The sequence below is a fragment of the Alteromonas alvinellae genome (assembly GCF_902705805.1).
In genome coordinates this window covers 1-22,732 of sequence record NZ_CACSIH010000228.1, presented here as the reverse complement: position 1 = coordinate 22,732, position 22,732 = coordinate 1, and the positions used below count along the sequence as shown (strand labels likewise).

Annotated in this window: 22 protein-coding genes; 16 read left to right on the top strand and 6 right to left on the bottom strand. The window is 45.0% G+C overall.

Going from position 1 to position 22,732, the window contains the following annotated elements:
- Positions 1-163: 163 nt before the first annotated feature.
- On the top strand, positions 164-1,165 hold the full coding sequence (locus ACX5KA_RS17920; RefSeq protein WP_039217772.1) for a branched-chain amino acid aminotransferase: 1,002 nt from the start codon (positions 164-166) through the stop codon (positions 1,163-1,165).
- A 66-nt stretch (positions 1,166-1,231) separates the two neighbouring features.
- On the opposite strand, the gene gpmA is transcribed toward ACX5KA_RS17920, so the two are convergent.
- Together gpmA and ACX5KA_RS17910 are read right to left on the bottom strand one after the other, a co-directional pair.
- Complete coding sequence (gpmA, locus tag ACX5KA_RS17915; protein ID WP_039217770.1) at positions 1,232-1,978, bottom strand: 2,3-diphosphoglycerate-dependent phosphoglycerate mutase; 747 nt, start codon at positions 1,976-1,978, stop codon at positions 1,232-1,234.
- A gap of 176 nt (positions 1,979-2,154) precedes the next feature.
- On the bottom strand, positions 2,155-2,616 hold the full coding sequence (locus tag ACX5KA_RS17910) for a cupin domain-containing protein (RefSeq protein WP_039217768.1): 462 nt from the start codon (positions 2,614-2,616) through the stop codon (positions 2,155-2,157).
- A gap of 478 nt (positions 2,617-3,094) precedes the next feature.
- Between ACX5KA_RS17910 and acnA the strand changes: the two genes are divergently transcribed.
- On the top strand, positions 3,095-5,812 hold the full coding sequence (acnA, locus tag ACX5KA_RS17905; RefSeq protein WP_039217767.1) for an aconitate hydratase AcnA: 2,718 nt from the start codon (positions 3,095-3,097) through the stop codon (positions 5,810-5,812).
- 208 nt (positions 5,813-6,020) lie between these two features.
- Here the strand turns inward: acnA and ACX5KA_RS17900 are convergent, their stop codons facing one another.
- The gene (locus tag ACX5KA_RS17900; RefSeq protein WP_084081759.1) at positions 6,021-8,237 is read right to left on the bottom strand and encodes a GspE/PulE family protein; all 2,217 of its coding nucleotides are present in this window, start codon (positions 8,235-8,237) and stop codon (positions 6,021-6,023) included.
- A 431-nt stretch (positions 8,238-8,668) separates the two neighbouring features.
- On the opposite strand from ACX5KA_RS17900, the gene rpsJ reads away from it, so the two are divergent.
- Genes rpsJ through rpsQ form a run of 11 tightly spaced genes read left to right on the top strand, consistent with a single transcriptional unit; the run spans position 8,669 to position 13,606 of the window.
- Complete coding sequence (rpsJ, locus tag ACX5KA_RS17895; RefSeq protein ID WP_010179497.1) at positions 8,669-8,980, top strand: 30S ribosomal protein S10; 312 nt, start codon at positions 8,669-8,671, stop codon at positions 8,978-8,980.
- Positions 8,981-8,998: 18 nt separating this feature from the next.
- Complete coding sequence (rplC, locus tag ACX5KA_RS17890) at positions 8,999-9,637, top strand: 50S ribosomal protein L3 (RefSeq protein ID WP_014947975.1); 639 nt, start codon at positions 8,999-9,001, stop codon at positions 9,635-9,637.
- Positions 9,638-9,655: 18 nt separating this feature from the next.
- Complete coding sequence (gene rplD, locus ACX5KA_RS17885) at positions 9,656-10,261, top strand: 50S ribosomal protein L4 (protein WP_012516958.1); 606 nt, start codon at positions 9,656-9,658, stop codon at positions 10,259-10,261.
- Positions 10,258-10,557, top strand: coding sequence for a 50S ribosomal protein L23 (rplW, locus tag ACX5KA_RS17880; RefSeq protein ID WP_039217760.1), 300 nt, complete (start codon positions 10,258-10,260; stop codon positions 10,555-10,557). The genes rplD and rplW overlap by 4 nt, the downstream gene beginning before the upstream one ends.
- A 14-nt stretch (positions 10,558-10,571) precedes the next feature.
- Complete coding sequence (gene rplB, locus ACX5KA_RS17875) at positions 10,572-11,396, top strand: 50S ribosomal protein L2 (RefSeq protein WP_014947976.1); 825 nt, start codon at positions 10,572-10,574, stop codon at positions 11,394-11,396.
- Positions 11,397-11,411: 15 nt separating this feature from the next.
- Positions 11,412-11,687, top strand: a complete 276-nt coding sequence (gene rpsS, locus ACX5KA_RS17870) for a 30S ribosomal protein S19 (RefSeq protein WP_012516961.1) — start codon at positions 11,412-11,414, stop codon at positions 11,685-11,687.
- 11 nt (positions 11,688-11,698) lie between these two features.
- The gene (gene rplV / locus ACX5KA_RS17865; RefSeq protein ID WP_014947977.1) at positions 11,699-12,031 is read left to right on the top strand and encodes a 50S ribosomal protein L22; all 333 of its coding nucleotides are present in this window, start codon (positions 11,699-11,701) and stop codon (positions 12,029-12,031) included.
- Positions 12,032-12,040: 9 nt separating this feature from the next.
- Positions 12,041-12,745 (top strand): 30S ribosomal protein S3, encoded by a 705-nt coding sequence (rpsC, locus tag ACX5KA_RS17860; protein WP_014947978.1) that lies wholly within the window; start codon positions 12,041-12,043, stop codon positions 12,743-12,745.
- 2 nt (positions 12,746-12,747) lie between these two features.
- Positions 12,748-13,158 carry a 50S ribosomal protein L16 gene (gene rplP / locus ACX5KA_RS17855; RefSeq protein ID WP_012516964.1) on the top strand — a complete coding sequence of 137 codons (411 nt, stop codon included), beginning with the start codon at positions 12,748-12,750 and terminating at the stop codon, positions 13,156-13,158.
- Positions 13,158-13,349, top strand: coding sequence for a 50S ribosomal protein L29 (gene rpmC, locus ACX5KA_RS17850; protein WP_012516965.1), 192 nt, complete (start codon positions 13,158-13,160; stop codon positions 13,347-13,349). Before rplP ends, rpmC begins: the two co-directional genes overlap by 1 nt.
- Positions 13,349-13,606: a 30S ribosomal protein S17 gene (rpsQ, locus tag ACX5KA_RS17845; protein WP_012516966.1), complete on the top strand. Its 258-nt coding sequence runs from the start codon at positions 13,349-13,351 to the stop codon at positions 13,604-13,606. Before rpmC ends, rpsQ begins: the two co-directional genes overlap by 1 nt.
- An 84-nt stretch (positions 13,607-13,690) precedes the next feature.
- Here the strand turns inward: rpsQ and ACX5KA_RS17840 are convergent, their stop codons facing one another.
- On the bottom strand, positions 13,691-14,800 hold the full coding sequence (locus tag ACX5KA_RS17840) for a glycosyltransferase family 4 protein (protein ID WP_458731793.1): 1,110 nt from the start codon (positions 14,798-14,800) through the stop codon (positions 13,691-13,693).
- Positions 14,801-15,195: 395 nt separating this feature from the next.
- On the opposite strand from ACX5KA_RS17840, the gene ACX5KA_RS17835 reads away from it, so the two are divergent.
- Positions 15,196-16,506 carry a 3-deoxy-D-manno-octulosonic acid transferase gene (locus ACX5KA_RS17835; RefSeq protein ID WP_458731792.1) on the top strand — a complete coding sequence of 437 codons (1,311 nt, stop codon included), beginning with the start codon at positions 15,196-15,198 and terminating at the stop codon, positions 16,504-16,506.
- 294 nt (positions 16,507-16,800) lie between these two features.
- Here ACX5KA_RS17835 and ACX5KA_RS17830 read toward each other — a convergent pair whose 3' ends face one another.
- Positions 16,801-18,618 (bottom strand): cation:proton antiporter, encoded by a 1,818-nt coding sequence (locus tag ACX5KA_RS17830; protein WP_283632645.1) that lies wholly within the window; start codon positions 18,616-18,618, stop codon positions 16,801-16,803.
- Between the two features lie 209 nt (positions 18,619-18,827).
- On the opposite strand from ACX5KA_RS17830, the gene ACX5KA_RS17825 reads away from it, so the two are divergent.
- Both ACX5KA_RS17825 and ACX5KA_RS17820 read left to right on the top strand, forming a co-directional pair.
- Positions 18,828-19,679 carry a hypothetical protein gene (locus tag ACX5KA_RS17825; RefSeq protein WP_458731791.1) on the top strand — a complete coding sequence of 284 codons (852 nt, stop codon included), beginning with the start codon at positions 18,828-18,830 and terminating at the stop codon, positions 19,677-19,679.
- A 270-nt stretch (positions 19,680-19,949) separates the two neighbouring features.
- Positions 19,950-20,537: a hypothetical protein gene (locus ACX5KA_RS17820; RefSeq protein ID WP_458731790.1), complete on the top strand. Its 588-nt coding sequence runs from the start codon at positions 19,950-19,952 to the stop codon at positions 20,535-20,537.
- A gap of 68 nt (positions 20,538-20,605) precedes the next feature.
- On the opposite strand, the gene ACX5KA_RS17815 is transcribed toward ACX5KA_RS17820, so the two are convergent.
- On the bottom strand, positions 20,606-22,516 hold the full coding sequence (locus tag ACX5KA_RS17815; RefSeq protein ID WP_289109570.1) for a methyl-accepting chemotaxis protein: 1,911 nt from the start codon (positions 22,514-22,516) through the stop codon (positions 20,606-20,608).
- Between the last annotated feature and the right edge of the window lie 216 nt (positions 22,517-22,732).

Below are 22,732 nucleotides of genomic sequence, written 5' to 3'. Positions count from 1 at the left end.
GTCAGAGTCACGACTCTGACCCCATTATTTTTGTGTTGTCAGTATTTATAGACATTCTTATTCGATAAAAGCCTTAATAGATCTGACTTACTTTTAGCAAAGTGAACGTTTTTTGGTAAACTCTGTCGAGTATTTTTCTAGTCGAAGTAAATAGGACGAACTAATGGCCGTATTCGGTACAGTATTCATGCCACAAATGGCACTTGCTACCTTTGTCAACGATAAGTGGACTGACACCGAATTTGTCAGTGCAGATAGTATTCAGCTACACCCTGGTGCACACGTACTTCATTACTCAAGTACTTGCTTTGAAGGCTTAAAAGCATTTAAGCACGAAGATGGCAGCATCAATATTTTTAGAATGGATAAGAATATTGAGCGCTTCGCTCAAAGTAGCCGTCTGCTTAACTTGCCTGAAATAGACAAAACGCAAGTCGAAAAGATGATAATCGATATTGTTGCAAAATACGCCTCTGAGGTTCCAGAGCCTCCAGGTTCTATGTATATCCGCCCTACGCATATCGGAACGGAAGCTTCTATTGGTAAAGCGGCAGCACCATCAGCAAGTTCAATGCTATACGTTCTATTATCGCCGGTTGGCGATTACTTTGCCGGCGGTTTGAAGCCACTACGCTTGTTGCTAGACGAAACAGGTATGCGCTGTGCACCGCACATGGGAATGGTAAAAAGCGGTGGTAACTACGCCAGTGCGTTGCCTCCTATTCTTAAAGCGCGTGCAGAAGTTCAGGCTGATCAAATTCTGTTTTGCCCTAATGGCGATGTACAAGAAACGGGAGCTGCTAACTTCCTGCTTATCGACGGTGATGAAATCATTACTAAAGGGTTAGATTCTAGCTTCTTACACGGTGTAACCCGAGCAACGATTCTTCAAATTGCCAAAGACCACGGCATGAAGGTGAGCGAGCGCGATATTACTGTAGACGAGCTACTAGAGCGTTCAGCTAAACCGAATACTGAAGCTGCACTGTCTGGTACAGCGGCTGTACTTACGCCAGTAGGTACTTTTATTCACAATGATAAAGAGTATCAGGTGGGTAACGGAGAAGCTGGCCCTGTAACGATGAAGCTAAGACAAGCGTTAAATGATATTCAATGGGGTAAAGCAGAAGACACTCACAATTGGTTGGTGAGAGTACCAAACTAGTCTAATAAGACACCCATTAAAAAAGCCTGCGAACGCAGGCTTTTTCGTATCTAAAAAGGCATTCGATTACTTCGCTTTGCCTTGCTTAGCGACGGCATCCATCATTGCTTTGATAGCGTCAGCATCGCCAAGGTACTCTTTAGAAATTGGCTTAAGGTTTTCATCTAACTCGTATACTAGCGGTACACCTGTAGGAATGTTTAGACCCAACACTTCTTCGTCTGACATACCATCAAGGTACTTAACAAGAGCACGAAGACTGTTGCCGTGCGCAGCAATAATTACGCGCTTGCCTGCTTGGATGTCTGGACGAATAACGTCGTGCCAGTATGGCAGTACACGTTCGATAGTTAGCTTAAGACTTTCACCACGTGGCAATATATCAGTATCTACATTGTTGTAACGCGGATCGTGACCTGGGAAGTGCTCGCTATCATCTTCAACGGCCGGAGGTGGAATGTCGAAGCTACGACGCCAGATTTTAACCTGTTCTTCACCATGCTTAGCGGCAGTCTCTGCTTTGTCTAGACCTGTCAGTGCACCATAGTGACGCTCGTTCAGACGCCAATGACGTTCAACTGGAAGGTAATGTTGGCCCATTTCTTCAAGGGCAATATTAAGTGTTTTAATAGCGCGAAGAAGTACAGACGTATAAGCCTGATCAAATGTAAATCCAGCATCTTTAAGTAGCTGACCTGCGGTCTTTGCTTGTGCTACACCAGTGTCGGTCAAGTCAACGTCGTGCCAGCCTGTGAAACGGTTTTCCAAGTTCCACTGACTTTCTCCATGACGAATAAGTACCAATTTATACATAGTTGGGTTACCTGCGGCGTTAGAGTGAAATAGTCTGAGAGTTTCCAAAGTTTGGACGTTCAGACGTATATTTAAAAATCTGCTGTTATCATCCTTGATTGGCGCTTAAAAATCCAGTTTATGCTTGTACAAAATCGCAGGTAAGATGTGTGTTTTTCGCCAACATTTGAGAATGATTATATAAAGTGAGTAAGGTCAGGATGTGCGACTTTAATCCATTCTTTCATTGATGGCTCCTCTATGAAACTAAAGTCTTCAAAGTCAAACCCCGGAGCTACGGTACAACCCACCAGAGAGTAATCTCCCATAGTTGCGGCTGCCTGAAAATTCCCTGCTTTAACCACTTCGACGTAATCGTTGCTTCCACCACCAATACGACGTTCCCACAACTGTTGTTTTTCAAGTTGAAACAGCTGTAGGGGAGCCCCTTCATAGTGATTCCACACTTCATCGTGCAAAACGCGGTGAAAACGGCTGACTTGCCCCTTCAGTAGAAGAAAATAAATATGAGTAAGCGCGGGACGACTAGCATTGTGCACAAAGGATTTAGTTTCGTTTTCAGAACGGAAAACCTGACGATAGAAACCTCCTTCGGGGTGAGGCGCAAGGTTGTACTTCTTAACTAGCGGGTGTGTCATGATAACTTCGTTATTATTGTTATTGCTCACTACTAAGGCTTGTATATCTCAAAGCCTTCCTAAGCATGTATTAAGACATTTAATGTTTAACCGGATTTTTAGCATACCGTTTGGTGAGTTATAAGAAAACAGAAATGTTGCATATATGTAAATTGACCTGTTCAACAAGTTCTTTGTGTACACACGAAATTTTCAAAAGAATATTGTCACAATACAGTGCGCTAAGTTTAATTAGCCATAAGCAGTGCGGCGCACTTTCGTCTATTTGGCTTGAGTTTGTAACCGAACTTCTGAATCCCTTTAAAAAAATCACCTAAAAACAGATGCCATTACTAAAGGTAGGTGAACTTTTTTTCATGTTAAGGCCGTACAAATTGACAAGTAAGGCGGCGGGACAATACCCGTTGCTCGTTTCTTGCGTTGGTAAACTTGAAACGTACACAATATTCACGAACAGGCAAAGAAGGATGGTGAGCGTATGACATATAAGTCTTTTTCGCAGCTTGATGTAAACGGTAAAAACTTCAAAGCGGTTAATTTTGACAGTATAGGCAGTAAATATGCGCTCGACAGGCTTCCCTTTTGCATCAAAATTCTGTTGGAAAACCTGATTCGCCATGAAGATGAAGAGTTCGTAAATAGTAACGATATTGAGCAAGTAGCAAAATGGGACACTGACAATCACGTTGACCACGAAGTGTCTTTTGTTCCCGCGCGCGTCATCCTCCAAGATTTTACGGGTGTGCCTGCTATTGTTGATTTAGCAGCCATGCGTGATGCGGTTAATCGTTTAGGTGGCGACGCTCAGGCGATTAATCCATTAAATCCAGTAGAACTGGTTATTGACCACTCAGTAATGGTTGATCACTTTGCTGAAGACGATGCGCTTGAAAAGAATACAGACATTGAAATCCAGCGAAATAGAGAGCGTTATCAATTTCTTAAATGGGGCCAGTCTAGCTTTGACAATTTCAAAGTGGTTCCCCCAGGTCGCGGTATCGTGCATCAGGTTAACCTAGAGTATCTTGCTCGTTGCGCATTCACTAAGGAGCAAGATGGGGAAACCTTGGTTTACCCCGACACCCTAGTGGGAACAGATTCGCATACCACTATGATTAATGGCCTTGGCGTACTTGGCTGGGGTGTGGGAGGCATTGAAGCAGAAGCAGCGATGCTGGGTCAACCAGTAACAATGTTATTACCAAAAGTGGTTGGCTTCAGGCTTTCAGGTAAGTTACCTGCTGGCGTAACTGCCACCGACATGGTGCTAACTATCACACAACAACTACGTGAACATGGCGTTGTTGGAAAGTTTGTAGAATTCTATGGACCGGGTCTTAAGCATCTTACTACGGCAGACCGTGCCACCATCGCAAACATGGCGCCCGAATATGGTGCTACTTGCGGTATTTTCCCTATTGATGATGTTGCGCTAGATTACCTGCGACTCACCGGCCGAGACGAAGATCAAATTGCCCTTGTGGAGAAGTATGCGAAATTTAGTCACCTATGGCACGACGACCACTCAAAAGATGCCCAGTATCATGAAACCCTTGAGCTAAACTTGGACGACGTTGTTCCTTCACTTGCTGGACCTAAGCGTCCTCAAGATAGAATTGCCCTCGATAATGCAGCAGAGGCATTTAAAGAGTGGCATCGTTCGCAAATTGACGTGAAAGTACTTGATGAAGAAACTGATCTCATCGCAGAAGCGGGTTTGGGCACAACAGACGAGGTGGACGAAGAACACGACTCATTCGTGGAGTTCAGAGGAAGCAAGTTCAACCTTGAAGATGGCGCTATTGTAATCGCTGCTATCACCAGTTGTACTAACACGTCAAATCCATCAGTGCTTGTTGGCGCAGGCTTGCTTGCGAAGAAAGCAGCGGAAAGAGGGCTAACTCGTAAGCCGTGGGTCAAGACTTCATTAGCACCTGGCTCTCAGGTTGTTACTCAGTATTTAGAAGATGCAGGTCTTATGGACCCGCTTGAAGCGCTAGGTTTTAACTTGGTTGGCTACGGCTGTACTACGTGTATTGGTAACTCCGGGCCGCTACCTGATTCCATAACTGACGCCATTAGAAAAGCGAAACTTACGGTTACCTCAGTTTTATCTGGTAACCGCAACTTTGAAGGGCGTATCCATCCTGATGTGGCTGCAAACTACCTAGCATCACCACCACTGGTTGTAGCATACGCGCTAGCTGGGAACATGAATGTAGATATCACTAAAGAGCCGTTAGGTAAGGCGAGTGATGGTTCTCCGGTATACTTAAAAGACATTTGGCCTACCGAAGACGAAATTCAGCAATATATAGCGGAAAACGTCACTGGTGATTTGTTTAAAGAAAAGTATGCAGATGTATTTAAAGGAAGCGGTGAATGGAATGAACTGCAGGTAAGTAAAACATCAGTCTACGACTGGCCAGAATCAACCTACATTAAGCATCCGCCTTTCTTTGAAGTAATGGGTAAGGAGCCAGAGGCTTTGACTGCAATTGAAAACGCACGATGCCTAGTTAAGGTGGGCGATTCGATTACTACCGACCATATTTCTCCAGCCGGCGCGATCGCAGAAGATAGCCCTGCGGGCGAGTACCTGCAGGCCCAAGGGGTTGAGCCTAAAGACTTTAACTCTTACGGGTCGCGTCGTGGTAACCACGAGGTTATGATGAGAGGTACGTTTGCTAACGTGCGTCTTCAAAACCAATTAGCACCCGGCACAAGAGGCAGTGCAACCACACATTTCCCAAGTGGCGATAGTATGTCTATTTTCCATGCTGCTATGCGTTACAAAGATGACGGCGTACCAGCAATTGTCATTGGTGGTAAAGAGTACGGTACTGGCTCTAGCCGAGATTGGGCGGCAAAGGGTCCATCTCTTATGGGCGTGAAGGCGGTACTTGCCGAAAGCTATGAGCGTATTCACCGCTCAAACTTAATAGGAATGGGTATTCTGCCACTTCAATTTAAGTCAGGTGACAGCGCGAGTTCGTTAGGGCTCAAAGGTAATGAGTCTTTTTCTATTAACGCTGTTGAACGTGGGCAGACCGAAGTTGAAGTCAAAGCTACTTCCGATGATGGGGAAACCACTTCATTTATGATGGATATCAGAATTGATACATCGAATGAGTTTACTTATTTCGAAAACGGCGGGATTCTTCACTACGTTATTCGAGAGTACCTTAAGAAATAAGCATTTGCTTTAAAAACGCGGTAAAGGCTGTGTTTTCACCACAGCCTTTACTCCAGTTTGATTTGAATTTAGCTGACTATTAGTAGTAACGTTTTTCGCAAATAATTTCTTTTATATGCGAACCGATAGCCGATCGCTTTTCACATCTTAAATCTTGCGCTTCCACGCAATGTAGGGTGATATATTCTTCGCCGTAAGGTTCTAGCGCTTATTCACCACCTATAATCTGAACCTGCGCTAAATCCGTATCGCCTTTAACGACCTTAAATATTGCGTCCTGCACCAAGGTACGCATGCCATCTTTGGCAGCTTGTGATTTCATTTCTGAAACGCTTGCTTCCTTATAAACCATTGAGCGAAGCTCTGGTGTCATTCCCAGCAACTCGTGCACACCCGTCCTGCCCTTGTAACCTGTATTTCCACATTCTTCACAGCCTTTGGCTCTGTAAAGCTCTAAAGGGGCTTGGAGATTAAGTTCCGAGAGGTGTTCTTGACCGTACTGGCGTTCAATAAATGCCATGTCTTTTTCATCCGCAATATACTTCTCTTTACAATTTCCACATAGCGTTCTAATAAGACGTTGGGCGAGTATCCCCACGCATGCATCAGAAAAGTTCACTGGATCAAGGCCTAAATCGAGTAAACGGGTAATCGTTTCTGGCGCCGAGTTGGTGTGTAGTGTTGAAAGAACCAAGTGACCAGTTAACGAGGCCTCAATGCCTGCATGAGCAGTTTCTTTATCACGCATCTCACCAATAAGAATAATGTCAGGGTCGGCACGTAAGAATGCGCGCAGTGCTGCTGCGAAGTTAAAGCCAATTTTAGGACTTACTTGAACCTGTTGTAGGCCGGGTTGGGTGATTTCCACCGGATCCTCAGCTGTCCAAATTTTCTTTTCAGGCGTATTTAAATATCCCAATATAGCGTGAAGCGTTGTGGTTTTACCTGAACCTGTGGGGCCTACAACAAGTAGGATGCCGTGAGGTTTTTTTATCATCTCTTCCAACCTTGAACGGTTGGTGGGGGCTAAATTCATCTTGTCGATAGGCATAGCTCCACCCGATGCCAAAATACGCATAACCACGCCTTCGCCGGCAACGGTAGGAATAGTAGCAACACGTACTTCTACGAGTTTACCGTTCATTCTAAACGCGAGTTTGCCGTCCTGAGGAACCCGCTTTTCCGCTATATTAAGATTCGACATGATTTTAATACGCGCAATCACCGCATTATGGTGCGAGTTTGGCACCTGGTTCATATCCCGACACACCCCATCTACGCGCATACGCACACGAGTAGGCGCATTCTTTTCGGGGTCTATATGAATATCTGAAGCATTTAGACGTTTAGCGTCGTGAAGTATTCGACTTACTAGACGTACGACAGCAGGTGCGTCGTCTGAAAGCTCGTCAATTTGATCTTCGTTTTCATCGGTAGATGAGCCAATTTCATCAAGAATATCACTCATCTCGCCAGGGCCACCGCCACCACTATTTTCTCCAAGATATTGAAGAATGAGGTTAGGCAAGCTCACAGCAATTTCATAGCTATCTATGCCCATTGCGCTTTCAATTTCCATTAAGAGCGCAGCATTGTTTGGCTCAGCCATTAGCACAATGGGTTTATCGTGCGCATCGGCAATAACCGCCACATAGTTCCGTTTTAAATAAGAAACATTCAGGCGACTTTCATTTTCAAACCTATGATACTTTTCGGGTAAATAAGAAATGAATGGAACTTGATAGTGAATAGACAGGGAGTTACCGATTTCATCCTCTGATATACGGTGTTCAGAAACTAAGCGCTGTACTAAAGCGCGAATGTCTGGCGTAGAAGATTGGATATCGGCTAGGGTTGCTTCTTCCAGCAAACTCTTATGTACAAGAAGATCAAATGGGTTATTAGTGCCGCCTAACTCGAATCTAAACTTGTCGCCAAGAATAAGTGCTAATGCGTTGCCAAGCTTAAGGTCGTCTTCTGTAAAGCTGCCGCTTGCTTTGTTGATGATTTGAATTACACCCATCAATACACCTGCGTTCATTATTGGTACGCAGAGAATGTTTTGTGTTCTGAAATCGTTATCTTTGTCGAACTTGTCGGCAAAACGAAGGCGTGGGTGAATACTTTGAAGTAATGTCGGATTGTAAGGGTCGTCAATAACTACAGCTTTTTGAGATAAAGCAACATAGCCTGCAATAGACATGGGGCTAATTGGCACTTTTATCTCTAGGGTTTCCTTGCCTGTTTTAAATCGGGCAACCAAGTCCTGATGCTGACGACGACGCTGAAAAATACTCATGCGAGTAGCGTCAAACAAGCCGAGTATCATGGGTTCTAATAGGCTGTAGGCATCTAGCAACGTAGAGTGGTTATTTAAGATGCGTTTTATTTGTGCAAAAGTTTGCTGGTTATTTACTACTTCCATATTCTCACTACTAAAAATATTGGCGCCTATTCCTTTACGCTTCTGGGCGCTACAAGCATGTTTTACGCTAGGGTATCAAGATATACTGATACCTCAACCGCAACAATACTACTTATAGACAGTTACATACACTGTTATAGCGTAAAAATGTGTGTATAAAAAGCAAACTGCCTCTTGCATTGCCCTGTGCTTTCTGTATAATTCGCGCCCACTGCCCAATTAGGGCACGTAATTTTTAGCCGCGACCTCACTGCTTTTAGGGTGGTTGCCGAAGTAACGGATTCATCATCACTGATTAGCCTGTTGCTGGCGTGCTAGAAAAAAGAACAGGGTTCCGATTGGGAACCATCGGTTTACGCACATCCTTTCTTTCCGGACAAAATGGAAGAGAAAGGGTGAATTTTTTTGTTCTTTCGATTGGAGCTTAATCGATGCCAAATCAAAGAATTCGCATTCGTTTGAAAGCGTTTGATCACAAGTTGATCGATCAGTCTACGGCTGAAATCGTTGAAACTGCGAAACGCACTGGTGCTCAGGTAAGTGGTCCTATTCCTCTACCTACTCGCAAAGAACGCTATACAGTTCTGATTTCTCCGCACGTTAACAAAGACGCGCGTGATCAATATGAAATCCGTACTCACAAGCGTTTGGTAGACATCATCGAGCCAACTGACAAAACAGTTGACGCGTTGATGCGTTTGGACTTGGCTGCTGGCGTTGATGTTCAAATCAGCCTGGGCTAATAAGAGAGGGTTATAACAATGGCGATTGGTCTAGTCGGTCGTAAAGTGGGTATGACTCGCATCTTCACTGAAGATGGTACGTCTATCCCTGTGACTGTTATTGAAGCGACCCCAAACCGCGTTACTCAGCTTCGTACTGAGGAAACTGACGGTTATCGCGCTCTTCAGGTTACTGCTGGAACTAAGAAAGCTAACCGCATCAACAAAGCTGAAGCAGGTCACTTTGCTAAAGCTGGTGTTGAAGCTGGACGCACTCTAGTAGAATTCCGCCTAGAAGAAAACGAAGGTGCCGATATTGAAGTAGGCAGTGAAATCACTGTTGAAATCTTTAACGACACTAAGAAAATTGATGTAACTGGTACATCAAAAGGTAAAGGTTTCCAAGGTGCTATCAAGCGCTGGAACTTCAGTTCTCAGCGTATGACACACGGTAACTCTTTGTCACACCGTGCTCCTGGTTCAATTGGTCAAAACCAATCACCAGGTAAAGTATTCAAAGGCAAGAAAATGGCTGGTCAGCTTGGTAACAAGCAAGTGACTACTCAGTCTTTGGAAGTTGTACGTGTTGACGTAGAGAACGGCCTTATCCTAGTTAAAGGTGCCGTACCTGGCGCAACTGGCAACGATGTAATCGTAAAGCCAGCTGTTAAAGCGTAACGTCTGGGGAGTGAACTGATGGAATTAACATTGAAAGACGCGCAAAGCGCTCTTGAAGTATCCGAAGCGACCTTTGGACGTGAATTCAACGAAGCCCTGGTACACCAGGTAGTTGTAGCTTACGGTGCAGGCGCTCGTCAGGGTACAAAAGCGCAGAAAACTCGCGCTGAAGTTCGTGGTGGCGGTAAGAAGCCATGGCGTCAAAAAGGTACTGGCCGTGCGCGTGCTGGTACAATCCGTAGCCCAATTTGGGTTGGCGGTGGCCGTGCTTTCGCAGCTAAGCCTCGTGACTTTGACCAAAAAGTTAACAAGAAAATGTATCGCGGTGCGATCAAGAGCATCTTGTCTGAACTAATCCGTCAAGACCGTTTGGTTGTTGTAGAGAAGTTCGGTGTTGACGCACCTAAGACTAAAGCTCTTATTTCTGCACTTAACGAATATGAACTAAATGACGTTCTAATCGTTACTCCTGAAGTTGATGAGAACTTGTTCCTAGCGGCGCGCAACTTGTACAAAGTTGACGTACGTGACGTAGCAGGCATCGACCCAGTGAGCTTGATTGCATTTGAAAAAGTGCTAATGACTGCTGATGCGGTTAAACAACTTGAGGAGGCGTTAGCATGAGAGAAGAACGTCTACTGAAGGTGCTAGTAGCACCTCACGTTTCAGAAAAGTCTACAATGGCTGCTGAAGCGAACAACACAGTTGTATTTAAAGTAGCTAAAGACGCGAACAAAGCCGAAATCAAAGCTGCAGTTGAAAAACTGTTTGAAGTTGAAGTTGAAGGTGTTCGTACTGTGAACGTTAAGGGTAAAACCAAGCGTCACGGCATGTCTTTCGGTAAGCGCAGCGACTGGAAAAAGGCCTACGTGGTTCTTAAAGAAGGTCAGGACATCGACTTTGTCGGTGGTGCTGAGTAAGAAGGGGATTAGAAATGCCATTATTGAAAGCTAAGCCAACTTCTGCCGGTCGTCGTCACGTTGTTCAGGTCGTAAATCCTGACCTGCACAAAGGTGCACCGTACGCACCTTTGCTTGAAAAGAACAGCAAATCTGGCGGTCGTAACAACAATGGTCGTATTACCACTCGTCACATTGGTGGTGGTCATAAGCAACACTACCGTGTAATCGACTTTAAACGCAACAAAGACGGCATTCCAGCTAAAGTTGAGCGTTTAGAATACGATCCAAACCGTTCTGCAAACATTGCACTAGTATTGTACGCAGACGGTGAACGTCGTTACATTCTGGCTCCTAAGGGTATGCAAGCAGGTGATGCAATCCAGTCTGGTTCGGACGCTCCGATCAAGTCTGGTAACACTCTACCTATGCGTAACATCCCTGTAGGTACTGTTGTACACGCAATTGAAATGAAGCCTGGCAAAGGTGCGCAAATCGCACGTTCTGCTGGTGCTTATGCTCAGATCCTAGCACGTGACGGAAACTACGTTACCCTACGTCTACGCTCTGGCGAAATGCGTAAAGTTCTATCTGATTGCCGCGCCACTATCGGTGAAGTTGGCAATGCAGAGCACATGCTTCGTTCACTAGGTAAAGCTGGTGCTACACGCTGGCGTGGTGTTCGTCCTACCGTTCGTGGTGTTGCCATGAACCCGGTTGATCACCCACACGGTGGTGGTGAAGGTCGTACATCAGGCGGTCGTCACCCAGTAACTCCTTGGGGTGTTCCTACTAAAGGTAAGAAAACCCGAAGCAACAAGCGTACTGATAAGCTTATCGTACGTCGTCGAAACAAGTAATAGCGAGGATTCACCATGCCACGTTCTCTCAAGAAAGGTCCTTTTATTGACCTTCACTTGCTGAAGAAGGTAGAGGCTGCAGTGGAAAAGAACGAACGTAAACCAATCAAAACTTGGTCTCGTCGTTCTATGATCATCCCAGATATGATTGGGTTGACCATTGCGGTCCATAACGGTCGCCAACATGTACCTGTCATTATTAGTGACGAAATGGTCGGCCACAAGTTGGGCGAATTTGCGCCAACGCGTACTTACCGCGGCCATGTCGCGGATAAGAAAGCTAAACGTTAAGGGGTAGGAAGATGGAAGCATTAGCTAAACACCGTTTTGCCCGCACGTCGGCTCAAAAGGCACGCTTGGTTGCGGATCAAATTCGCGGAATGCACGTTGAGAAAGCTCTAGAGCTTCTTGCGTACAGCCCGAAGAAAAGCGCAGCGCTAGTAAAGAAAGTATTGGAATCTGCGATTGCTAACGCAGAGCACAACGAAGGCGCAGACATCGACGAATTACGCGTGTCTAAAGTTTTCGTTGACGAAGGTCCAACTATGAAACGTATCAAGCCACGTGCTAAAGGCCGTGCTGATCGTATCTTCAAGCGCAGCAGTCACATCACTGTGGTTGTAGCGGATAACTAGGAGTAGATAATGGGACAGAAGGTACATCCTACAGGTATACGCCTGGGTATCAGCAAACCATGGACTTCTACCTGGTACGCTAATACTGCAGACTATGCAGACAACCTGTATAACGATCATCAGGTACGTCAGTATCTGACTAAGCAACTAAAGAACGCTTCACTTTCTAAAATCGTGATCGAGCGTCCTGCTAAGAGCATCCGTGTGACTATTCACACTGCTCGTCCAGGCGTTGTAATCGGTAAGAAAGGTGAAGACGTAGAGAAGTTGCGTAACTACGTATCTAAGCTAGCCGGCGTGCCAGCTCAGATCAACATCGCTGAAGTACGTAAGCCAGAGCTAGATGGCCAGCTAGTAGCTGACAGCATCTCTAGCCAGCTAGAGCGTCGTGTTATGTTCCGTCGTGCTATGAAGCGCGCAGTTCAAAACGCAATGCGTCTAGGCGCTAAAGGTATTAAAGTTGAAGTTAGCGGCCGTTTAGGCGGTGCAGAGATTGCACGTTCTGAATGGTACCGTGAAGGTCGCGTTCCTCTGCACACTTTCCGTGCGGACATCGATTACGCAACCTCTGAAGCGTCAACTACTTACGGTATCATCGGCGTTAAAGTATGGATCTTCAAAGGTGAAGTTCTAGGTGGTCTACCTACAACTCAGGAGCAAGCACCAGCTGCTCAACCTAAGAAGAAAGGCCGCAACGCTAAGCGAGAGGGCTAATCATGTTACAACCAAAACGCATGAAGTTCCGTAAGATGCACAAAGGCCGCAACCGCGGCTTCGCAGCGGGTAGCACTGTTGCCTTTGGTACTTACGGCCTTAAAGCAGTTGGCCGTGGTCGAATGACTGCGCGTCAAATCGAAGCAGCGCGTCGTGCTATGACTCGTCACGTTAAGCGTCAAGGTAAAATTTGGATTCGAGTTTTCCCTGACAAGCCAATTACTGAGAAGCCTCTTGAAGTGCGTCAAGGTAAAGGTAAAGGTAACGTTGAGTACTGGGTATGCCAAATTCAGCCTGGTCGTGTTCTTTACGAGATGGAAGGTGTTCCTGAAAATCTTGCACGCGAAGCGTTTGAATTGGCAGCGGCTAAACTGCCATTTAAAACAACCTTTGTAACTCGGACGGTGATGTAATGAAAGCGACTGAACTGAAAGACAAAAGCGTAGAAGAGCTGAACGCAGAGTTGATTAACCTGCTACGCGAACAGTTCAACCTACGCATGCAGCACACAACAGGTCAGCTTGAAAAAACTGATCAGTTGAGAAAAGTACGTCGTAACATCGCGCGTGTTAAAACCATTCTGACTCAAAAGGCTGATGCGTAATGACTGAGCAAAAAATTCGTACAGTACAAGGTCGTGTGGTTAGCAACAAGATGGATAAAACCATCACTGTTGTAGTTGAACGTTTTGTTAAGCACCCAATCTACGGGAAGTTCATCAAGCGCTCTACTAAGCTTCACGCCCACGACGAAAACAACGTGTGCAACCAAGGTGACGTAGTAACAGTACGTGAATGTCGCCCGCTATCTAAGAACAAATCTTGGATGCTAGTTGACGTTGTTGAGAAAGCTGGCGTTTAATCGCTAACTTTTTTCAAAGTCTTAAAAAAGCCGCTTTCGAGCGGCTTTTTTGTATCTGCAGTTTTTACATATACTTCTATAGGCTCAAGCGTGTTCCTTATCAGCGCCGTTGAAGACTAGCGTCTTGTATAAATTAGCATAGGCACTGGACATCCTTTCTATACCAAATTTACTTGTGACAAGCTTATACAAAGCCTCTCCATATTGTGCTCTTTCATCAGGGGCTTCAATTAGACTAATTAAGCTCTCACCAATTCCGTCAATATCGCCCGGCGCCACCATAATTCCCGTCTCCTTGTGCTTAATCACTTCGGGTATGCCTCCCACAGGACTGGATAGCACAGCGCACTTATTCGCTCCTGCTTGAAGTAAGATATCTCCCAAACCCTCTGAGTAGGAAGGGTGTACTAAGATATCTATGTTAGGGAGTATTTTGGCTACCTCCTTTGTAAAGCCGCAAAGCTTTACATGGTCGTCTAACCTGTGACGTTCGATAAGTGATTGGTAGCTCTCTTGAAGATTACCCTCGCCAAATAGCAAACAGGTAACATTTTCATGTCTGTTTAATACGTCGTGCATAGCCAAAATGATATCTGCTTGTCCTTTTTGCGATATGTACTGGGCAAAGTTAGCGACTACAATGTGATCATCAGGAATAGAAAACGTACGACGAAGCCAGTCACTGTCTTTTGGTTGAGTGTATTGGGCAAAATCGACAGCAGGGTAAATAACGTGTTGGTGTTTTACGCCTTCACAATGCATTGAAACTACCTTCTGCACCCCTTCAGATACACTGATAACGGCGTCGAATTGTTTGTATTTGTAAAAGGAGAAATGGGTTTCGGGATTATCGATTCGCCTTGTGCAAACGGTAGGCACACCAGAGATTTTGGCTAGCATGGCACCCCAGACATCTGAACCACGTTCGCTATGCACGTGAATAATATCTGGGCTAACCGCGTTTACGACTTCCAGTAAACGTTTGACACATAGGAAGTCTGACTCACCAGCATACTTAATGGTATGGGTTTCACAATGCCGAAAAGCGGTATAACGAATTTCGCTGTCTTCAGCGCACACCAAGTGAAGCGATATATCACCATGGTGCTCTAACGCATTGATGAGGTATGCAACTTGTTCGGCGCCACCGTGAAGATGTACGCCAAGTTCAATGTGAAGAACGCGTATACTCAAATGCCATCCTTAAAATTTATTTAATATTCTATATACGACGCTTATTTATTTAAGACCGTTTTTATCCTGCTTTTCTTCTAGAGCCACTTTTATATAAAGCAGCTCAAACGTCGCAATAGCCTAAGAACTAGTTGTCAAAGTAAGGTAATTCTAAGCTTGTTAAGTATTTAGCCACCCATAATGAAGCTTGGCTCTAGACGCAGGCTATTTAGCCACTACAATGTCGAAAGTATTTATTCAGGCATGTAGCACTTTATAAATGTTGTGACATGCGCAACGCTTGAAAGTGAGCGTATCGCTTCTGATTACACAGGGTTTGAAAGGCTTATATCGACCTCAATATTCGCTGTCTCTAAATGCTGTTGTCGAAGTTCTGTATTAAAAAGGATGTATTTATGGTTGTTGCCAATACACACGGCTATAAACCTACGCTACTCGAAACTCTCTGCCGATGGGGATATTCGCTTGTATTGGCGATTGCTATTCCCTTCGCATTTATTCATTTGTTAATAAAAGCCTCGAAAACAAGCGATAACTCGCGTCGTGAACAATTTGAGCGCTTTGGCTTTGTCCCTAAGCCGCCCAAGCAGAATGGCTATTTATTTCACTGTGTTTCAGTAGGGGAAGTGGTGGCTGCTTCATGCGTAATAAAGCGAATTATGCAGCACGAGCCAGATGCGCAAATAACCGTCACTACTACCACCTCTACAGGCTCTGCCCGTGTGCGAGATATATTTAAAGACGCGGTTCACCATTTCTATTTGCCTTACGACCTACCTTTGACCATGTCTTTAATGCTGAAACGCATTAGGCCTAAGGCGGTTATGATTACTGAAGTTGAATTATGGCCAAACCTCATTGATGTGTGCTGGAGGCGGAACATTCCCGTTATGGTGATAAATGCTCGCATGACCGAACGCTCAGCTAAGCGTTATAAAAAAATTGGAAAGCTATTTAACCCTATGTTGGCCAAGCTTTCCCACGTGTGTGCACAAGGCCAGAGAGATTTCGATAACTACGCATGGTTAGGAGTAGCACAAGCTAAGCTAACCCTTACGAACAATATTAAGTTTGACCAAGCTGCTACCACCATTAGCCCCTCTGAAGGCTTTCTTGGATTAGTGAAGAGTGAAAGGCCATTACTTGTTGCAGGTAGTACGCATGAACCTGAAGAGAGCGTTATCATTGAAGCAACACAGGCTTTATGGAAAAAGAATGCCCACCTACGGGTTATTATTGTTCCTCGCCATCCAGAACGTTTTGATAGCGTAGCCAAATTACTTGAAAAGCATAATCTGACTTTTATTAAAAGTTCAGAGGTAAACAATGTACCTGAAGATGTAAACGTCATCTTATTGGATGAAATGGGGAAGCTAAATCACGCCTATGCGGTTGCCACATTCGCCTTTGTTGGCGGCTCGATTGCCGATAGGGGCGGCCATAATGCTCTTGAACCCGCTGCGTACTCGCTGCCAATAATGATGGGGCCACACATTTATAATAACCCTGTTATTTGCGACTATCTGAAGGAGTGCGGCGCGTTGAGCATAGTTGAGGATGCTTCTCATATTTTTTCTACGGTGCAAGATTGGCTTGAATCACCCAGTAAGGCTGAACAAGCGGGCAGGGCGGGTAAAAAGGTTCTGCAAGACAACAGCGGTGCACTAGATTCTACTTTAGCGTGTATACATCGCAGTATTCGTTAAATGCAGTCAGTCAAAAACAGCAACTCGTTGTTATTGAACAAAAAAGGAACCCCGCATTTGTGCGTCTGATGCACCAAATTAGGCGCTGTGACAGCTAAAAGATAATGAATAGGGACTTGGTTTTTAGTTATCTATTTGATTATAAAAGGATTGTCAAAGTTGGTTCGCTGCTTGCTCTAAAGTGTGCGACAGCGTAACAACAGTAAAATCCAAATAAATATGCACCTTTTAAAAAGGGCACTGCGTTGCGCGTTTTCCAGGGAGAGACCTCCTGCCGGTGGGCAGGAGGTTTTCTTACTTTTGCACTTCTACTTTTTCTTCTTTTCGTTCTGGTTCAATCAAGCTAATCACACGCCATCCTGCTTTAGGCTGAATACTGTTACCGTTGATAAAAGTATAGCTCTTACCTTCAGCGTTGATTGCAATGAGAGGTGTAGCGCGCTCACCATACTGTTTAATGTACTGCTCGTAAGTAAACTCTTCAGATAAACGGGTGGTTTTCACCATTGAGTCACGGGCAATGGCCGATGCTAAATACCCATAAGTAACGCCTTCATCGAACAGAGTAAGTTTTTTCGCGTATTGTTCGCTAACTTGGTGACTTGGTCGCGTAGATTGTTCGTTATTTGTCAGCGCCCATACTTTGTCTTTGCCCATCGTGTATTCAAAGTGATAAGCAATAAGTGGGTTAAGCTGTTTATAAGGCGACATAATCAGCACGGTACCGAATGTATTCAGATCAAGATGTCGCGCTGCATGGTCAGACATTGGGTTGCCAAAATATACTGGGATATCCTTCATACGCGCTTCTCTTATTGCGTCCCAGTTAGTATCTGCAATGGTAACGTCTAGCTTTTGGTTTATCATTTCCGTCGCTAAGGCGCGGTTGAATTTACTGCCACCGAAAATCAAATAGCCAGTTGGCGCAGGCGCTCTCACCTTAAGTAGCGACGCAACAGTGCGTGAAGTAAGGCTCTGTACCACCACTGTCGCAATAATCACCATAAAAACAATAGGAACGATAATACCCGCGCCTTCATAGCCAATTTCTTCAAGCTTTAAAGAGAAAAGGGCTGATACCGCCGCTGCAACAATACCGCGAGGTGCAATCCAGCTTAGCAAGGCTAATTCGTTTAACTTGAGTCCGGTACCGACGGAAGACGCCAATACGGACAAAGGTCGAGCCACAAACATTATGGCGGCAAGCACTACAATGGAGCCCCAACCTACATCCACTACCGATTGTAAGTTCAAACGCGTGGCAAGCAGAATAAATAAGCCTGAAATAAGTAAAACACTGAGGGTTTCTTTAAATTCAAGAATGTCTTCTACGTCTACGTCCTTCATATTGGCCAGTACCATACCAGAGATGGTAACGGCCAAAAGGCCAGACTCGAGCGCAACATAATTAGACGCTGCAAACACACCCAGAATAACGGTTAACACTGCGGTGTTGAGCAAATAGTGCGGTATCCAGTCTTTGCGAATAGACAGACCAAGCAGGTAGCCAGAAGCGAGACCAAGTACGGAGCCAATTCCAATGGTTTTGCCAAATGCTATTAGCGTATGGGTAATGGCGGTTTCTTGCGATGCAACGATAAACTCGAAAACCAGTACGGCGAGCAGAGCGCCGATAGGGTCTATGACAATCCCTTCCCAGCGTAAGATATTGGCCAAATTCGTTTTCGGTCGCACGGTTCTGAGCATGGGTACTATAACCGTGGGGCCTGTTACGGTAACAATGGCTCCGAATAGGAAGGATAGCTGCCAAGTAAGATCAAGACTGTAGTGCGCTGCAGTGGCTGCGACAAGCCAGGTTACAACTACGCCCACAGAGCAAAGGTTTCGAACCATGTTCCCATGACCCGCGATGTCGCTGAACTTCAGCGTCAGTGACCCTTCAAAAAGAATAATGGCAACAGAGAGAGAAACGACAGGAAACAGCAAATCACCGAATAAGTCGTCCGCGTTGAGCACGCCAAAAACAGGGCCAACCAAAATACCGACAATTAACAACGGTAAAATAGCAGGGAGCCTAACCTTATAGGCTAAGTATTGGCAGGTAATTGACAGCAATCCAACTGCAACGAGTGAAAGAAGCGGGTCTGACAAAGTGAGTCCTTAACGTGTTGATATTATTCCATGGTATATCAGCCTAAACATTTGTCATACAGAGACTTTAGGCCAACCTATGTTTATAGCGATATACGCTTGGGCTAAAAGTTTAGACCAATAGACCTTATTTAGTGCACTAAAATGCATGTTAGAAAGTGGTAGGCTTGATATTATTCGTTACTTATCGTTCTTTTCGGAGCCTTTCATTGAACACTCACTTTAAATTCGCGGCGTTATCAGCATCGCTTGTACTAGCATCGGCATGCGCGGTTCAATATCCCATCCCTTCTGAACAGTTACAAATAGAAAATATCGTTGAGTTGCCGGAAGAACTTTCAGAAACATCGGGTCTATTTTGCGAAACGGACGGCATGTACTCATTAAATGACTCAGGTAATGCTCCCGTCATTTATCGTATAAATTACCAGGGTGAAATTATTGAACGAACGCGCTTACCGCTCATCAATAAAGACTGGGAAGCAATAACCGCTGACGCTTCATCGTTTTACATTGCGGATGTGGGAAACAATAAAGGCAAAAGAGAGCAGGTCGAAATACATAAAGTAAATCGCTCAAATGTGAATGACATCACCTCTATTACGTTGAAATACGAGGGTAATGACGCTTCGAATAACATTCCTTATGCACATGATTTCGACTCAGAGGCGATGGTTAAGCATGGCGATGACCTGCTTCTTTTTTCTAAAAGTTGGAAAACTGGTATAACCCATATCTATAAAGTGAACGAAGACGAAGCTGAGCAAACCATTAGTACGTTTGCGTCCATTGATGGACTGCCGGGCGTAGTGACGGGAGTCGATTTCGATCAGCACCAAAATAAGTTTGTCATTACCGGGTACAAATCAGACCCATTCGGAAATTTCTCCACTTTCATGGCTCAAATCTCGAAAGACTTTACTTTGCTTGATGTATGGCCGCTTGAGCAATACAAACAAGTTGAAGGCATATGTGTGGATAACAACGGCATGTATTGGTTCAGCGAAGAAGCTACGGAAGGTCGTAAAGCATCGCTTTCTAGCGCCAAAGTAACGCCATAACAATGCAGTAACAACGCTTTAGTATCGGAGGTAGTGCGGCGTTGTTATGGCTAACTGAGCGAATACGGGCAGATAGTCTCTCCAAGTTATCTTTGTTTTTCCAATGTTTAGAATAGGTGTTCCTGTCAGTTACGATAGGCGTTCTTTTTTTAAGTTATCTTTTAGCCAATGTTAGTAAAATGGCTAATACCCAACTGCCTACTTTCCTGTCTATACTGAAATTGTGATCGAATAAGTTGTAGCCAACCACAATTTAAGAGGCAGCGAAAAATGAGACGTTTAAACCAGTCCTTTTTAGCAATGTGCTTTTGTCCATGTTTTTTAATGGTGGGTGCAGCAAATGCCTCCGTAGTTGAAAAAGCACAGGAATGGCTCAACAAATACTCAAGCAATGACGACACGTTTTCCTTAACCCTCACCAAAAACAAAATTAAGTTTAAAGGCTGCAAACAAAAGCAGTACCAATTAGCGTTTAGCCAAAAAATTACGCCTATGTTTAATGTTGAAGCTATTGTTCACTATAACAAAGGGTTGCTTGATTACGGCGTTATGTCTCAGCGTGTCAGAAGCCACGAATTTGAAATAGTAAGCTGGTGGGATCGAGGGGATTATCGCTTGGGGTTGAGTCACAAAGGGCCCCCCCGCCACGAAATGAGTATTCCAGTTGCTGATACAATTCGACTTCCAACCAGCACGTCCGCAGGCCTTTATTTAGAAATTCCATTTAACGAAGACAAGCATCTTCTTACTGTTGGTGCTATGAGAGAGTCGTGGGAAAGTGAAGGGGCATCAATGCAATTGCCCTGGCGCTCTAGCCGTGACAATCAAGTAAAAGTAGAATACGCCATCACTTTCTAAATGATGGCGCGTAAAACGGGTTTGTTTCGAAGCTTCAGACTTCGCAAAGTGTAAGCAAGCTTAGACCGCTACAGTTTAAACCTACTCACTTCTGATGAAAGCTCTTGTGCAAGCTCGTCGAGCTTGTCACTCACGCTAACCAATATCTTAGTTGCATTCAGGGTTTCTTCACTTGATGCACTAATGTCATTAATGTTTCGACTGATATCTTCAACCACCGTAGCTTGCTCCTCTGTGGCAGTGGCCACTTGTGTGTTCACATCGTTGATGTGAGCAATTTCTTCGGCGATATCTTGAAGTAGTTTATCTATTTCATTGGTTGCGGTTACCACATCGGTTGTGCGCGCGCGGCTAGACTCCATTTGCGAAACGGCAGATTTAGAGTCTTGCTGGAACTTGTCTATCTTCACCTGTATTTCATCAGTGGCTTGGGCGGCACGTTGTGCAAGTGTTCGCACCTCATCAGCAACTACCGAGAAGCCTCGGCCGTGATCGCCAGCTCGCGCTGCTTCAATTGCGGCATTTAGCGCAAGCAGGTTGGTTTGCTCTGAAATTCCCCGAATGGTATCAAGAATGCCGCCAATCGCCGCAGTGTGTTCATCAAGCGATTGAATAACCCTAGACACATCTTGAATTTGGTCGGAAAGACCGTTTATCGCGTGAACTGCGCGCTGGGTAATCTCTCGACCGTGAGCGGAGTTAGTGGTTGCCAGATTCGCATTTTGCGCAGCATGAGTAGCTGACTGAGCCACCTCATTTACCGTACTGCCCATCTCTGTTAATGCGGCTGCCGCCTGTAAGGTTTGATCGCGCTGACTCTTGGTAGAGTTTTCTGTTTGATGCGACTGTTTTGCAACATCTTGCGCAGACGCCTTTAGCGCGTGACTTGTTTTCGCCACTTGCGAAATAGTGCCGTGAAGGTGATCAATAAAGTTGTTGAACCCTTCCACTAAGCGGGCAATCTCTTTTTGTTCTGGCATAGGAATACGAGAGCGTAAATCGCCTTGACCTCTACCAAGCTGCTGGAAAACATCGGCTAGCGATTCAAGTGGCTTGGTAAGCGTGCCTGCTAGCCAAATGCCAATAAGCGCGAAAGCGCCAGCAATAACCAAGGCCCAAATAATAATTTGGCGACTGCCTGCATTTAATGATGCGTAAAGCTCGTGCTCGGGTACTTGTGCTACCACATACCAACCGGCTTTTTCCACATAGGTACTGGCAAACAGTTGCGTGTCGCCTGCTGAATCGCTGGTGGCCATAGCAAAGCCCTGACGATTAAGTAGTTGCCCCGCTGCTCTCGAATCGCTTATTGACGCTAACTTTGCCTTGCCCAGTAACTCAGTGTTGGGGTGAGCGATAATGGTGCCGTTACCGTCAACAAGAAAGACAAAGCCGGTTTGGGCAATTTTCACCGCATTGATGATATCTAGTAACTCATCGACCGACTTAGCGACACCTGACATACCTCTACCGTTTACTTGCTGGTAATTCGCAAAAAGACGGTAACCCTTACCGGGTTCGTTGTACAAACTTAATGATATTGGCTCGCCGCTATCTTTATAGGCGAAAAACCATCCATCGAATTCATCGTTTTGAAGCACTCTTAAAAAACCGTCCTGGTTCCAATATTTGTAGGTTGTTCTGTCTACGAACGAGGCAACGGTTAAATCGTTGAATTCAACAATATTACTTAAATAGTTAACAAGACGGCGTTCGCCAGCGCTGTCTGCACCTGCTGAAGACCATGCAAGAATGTCAGGATTAGAGGCAATGCCATGAGCAACGGTAAGCATCACACTTGCTTCCCTGTCCACTCGGTTGCCAACCTGTTTAAGTAACGAAGGAAGCTGAAGCTCTTCCATGCTCTCTTTAACGAGATCACGGGCAATCCACTGGCTAATGGAACCTACAAGAATAGCAGCAGCGAGTACCGCCACAATAAGAGAAATAATGAGTTTTTGTTTTATACTGAAAGTCATGACTTTCGACCACGTAAGTTAATGCTGAAATTTTGATAAAGGGTGACGTGGCATTGCAGGCACAGCAACGTCTGATACTGAGTCCTAGGCGGGTCAGTACTACTCTCTGATTCTTACGCTAGTGCTATTGTTATTTTTAAAGCGCAGACAAGTTATCGACCTATTCCCTGCAAAGTTTATACTTTTTGCTAGGGTCTGTTGATCTTTGCTGTACAT

Bases quoted from the DNA above. Each gene is read 5' to 3' on its own strand.
- ACX5KA_RS17920 (WP_039217772.1), top strand. From the start codon at position 164: ATGGCCGTATTCGGTACAGTATTCATGCCACAAATGGCACTTGCTACC.
- gpmA (WP_039217770.1), bottom strand. From the start codon at position 1,978: ATGTATAAATTGGTACTTATTCGTCATGGAGAAAGTCAGTGGAACTTG.
- ACX5KA_RS17910 (WP_039217768.1), bottom strand. From the start codon at position 2,616: ATGACACACCCGCTAGTTAAGAAGTACAACCTTGCGCCTCACCCCGAA.
- acnA (WP_039217767.1), top strand. From the start codon at position 3,095: ATGACATATAAGTCTTTTTCGCAGCTTGATGTAAACGGTAAAAACTTC.
- ACX5KA_RS17900 (WP_084081759.1), bottom strand. From the start codon at position 8,237: ATGGAAGTAGTAAATAACCAGCAAACTTTTGCACAAATAAAACGCATC.
- rpsJ (WP_010179497.1), top strand. From the start codon at position 8,669: ATGCCAAATCAAAGAATTCGCATTCGTTTGAAAGCGTTTGATCACAAG.
- rplC (WP_014947975.1), top strand. From the start codon at position 8,999: ATGGCGATTGGTCTAGTCGGTCGTAAAGTGGGTATGACTCGCATCTTC.
- rplD (WP_012516958.1), top strand. From the start codon at position 9,656: ATGGAATTAACATTGAAAGACGCGCAAAGCGCTCTTGAAGTATCCGAA.
- rplW (WP_039217760.1), top strand. From the start codon at position 10,258: ATGAGAGAAGAACGTCTACTGAAGGTGCTAGTAGCACCTCACGTTTCA.
- rplB (WP_014947976.1), top strand. From the start codon at position 10,572: ATGCCATTATTGAAAGCTAAGCCAACTTCTGCCGGTCGTCGTCACGTT.
- rpsS (WP_012516961.1), top strand. From the start codon at position 11,412: ATGCCACGTTCTCTCAAGAAAGGTCCTTTTATTGACCTTCACTTGCTG.
- rplV (WP_014947977.1), top strand. From the start codon at position 11,699: ATGGAAGCATTAGCTAAACACCGTTTTGCCCGCACGTCGGCTCAAAAG.
- rpsC (WP_014947978.1), top strand. From the start codon at position 12,041: ATGGGACAGAAGGTACATCCTACAGGTATACGCCTGGGTATCAGCAAA.
- rplP (WP_012516964.1), top strand. From the start codon at position 12,748: ATGTTACAACCAAAACGCATGAAGTTCCGTAAGATGCACAAAGGCCGC.
- rpmC (WP_012516965.1), top strand. From the start codon at position 13,158: ATGAAAGCGACTGAACTGAAAGACAAAAGCGTAGAAGAGCTGAACGCA.
- rpsQ (WP_012516966.1), top strand. From the start codon at position 13,349: ATGACTGAGCAAAAAATTCGTACAGTACAAGGTCGTGTGGTTAGCAAC.
- ACX5KA_RS17835 (WP_458731792.1), top strand. From the start codon at position 15,196: ATGGTTGTTGCCAATACACACGGCTATAAACCTACGCTACTCGAAACT.
- ACX5KA_RS17820 (WP_458731790.1), top strand. From the start codon at position 19,950: ATGAGACGTTTAAACCAGTCCTTTTTAGCAATGTGCTTTTGTCCATGT.
- ACX5KA_RS17815 (WP_289109570.1), bottom strand. From the start codon at position 22,516: ATGACTTTCAGTATAAAACAAAAACTCATTATTTCTCTTATTGTGGCG.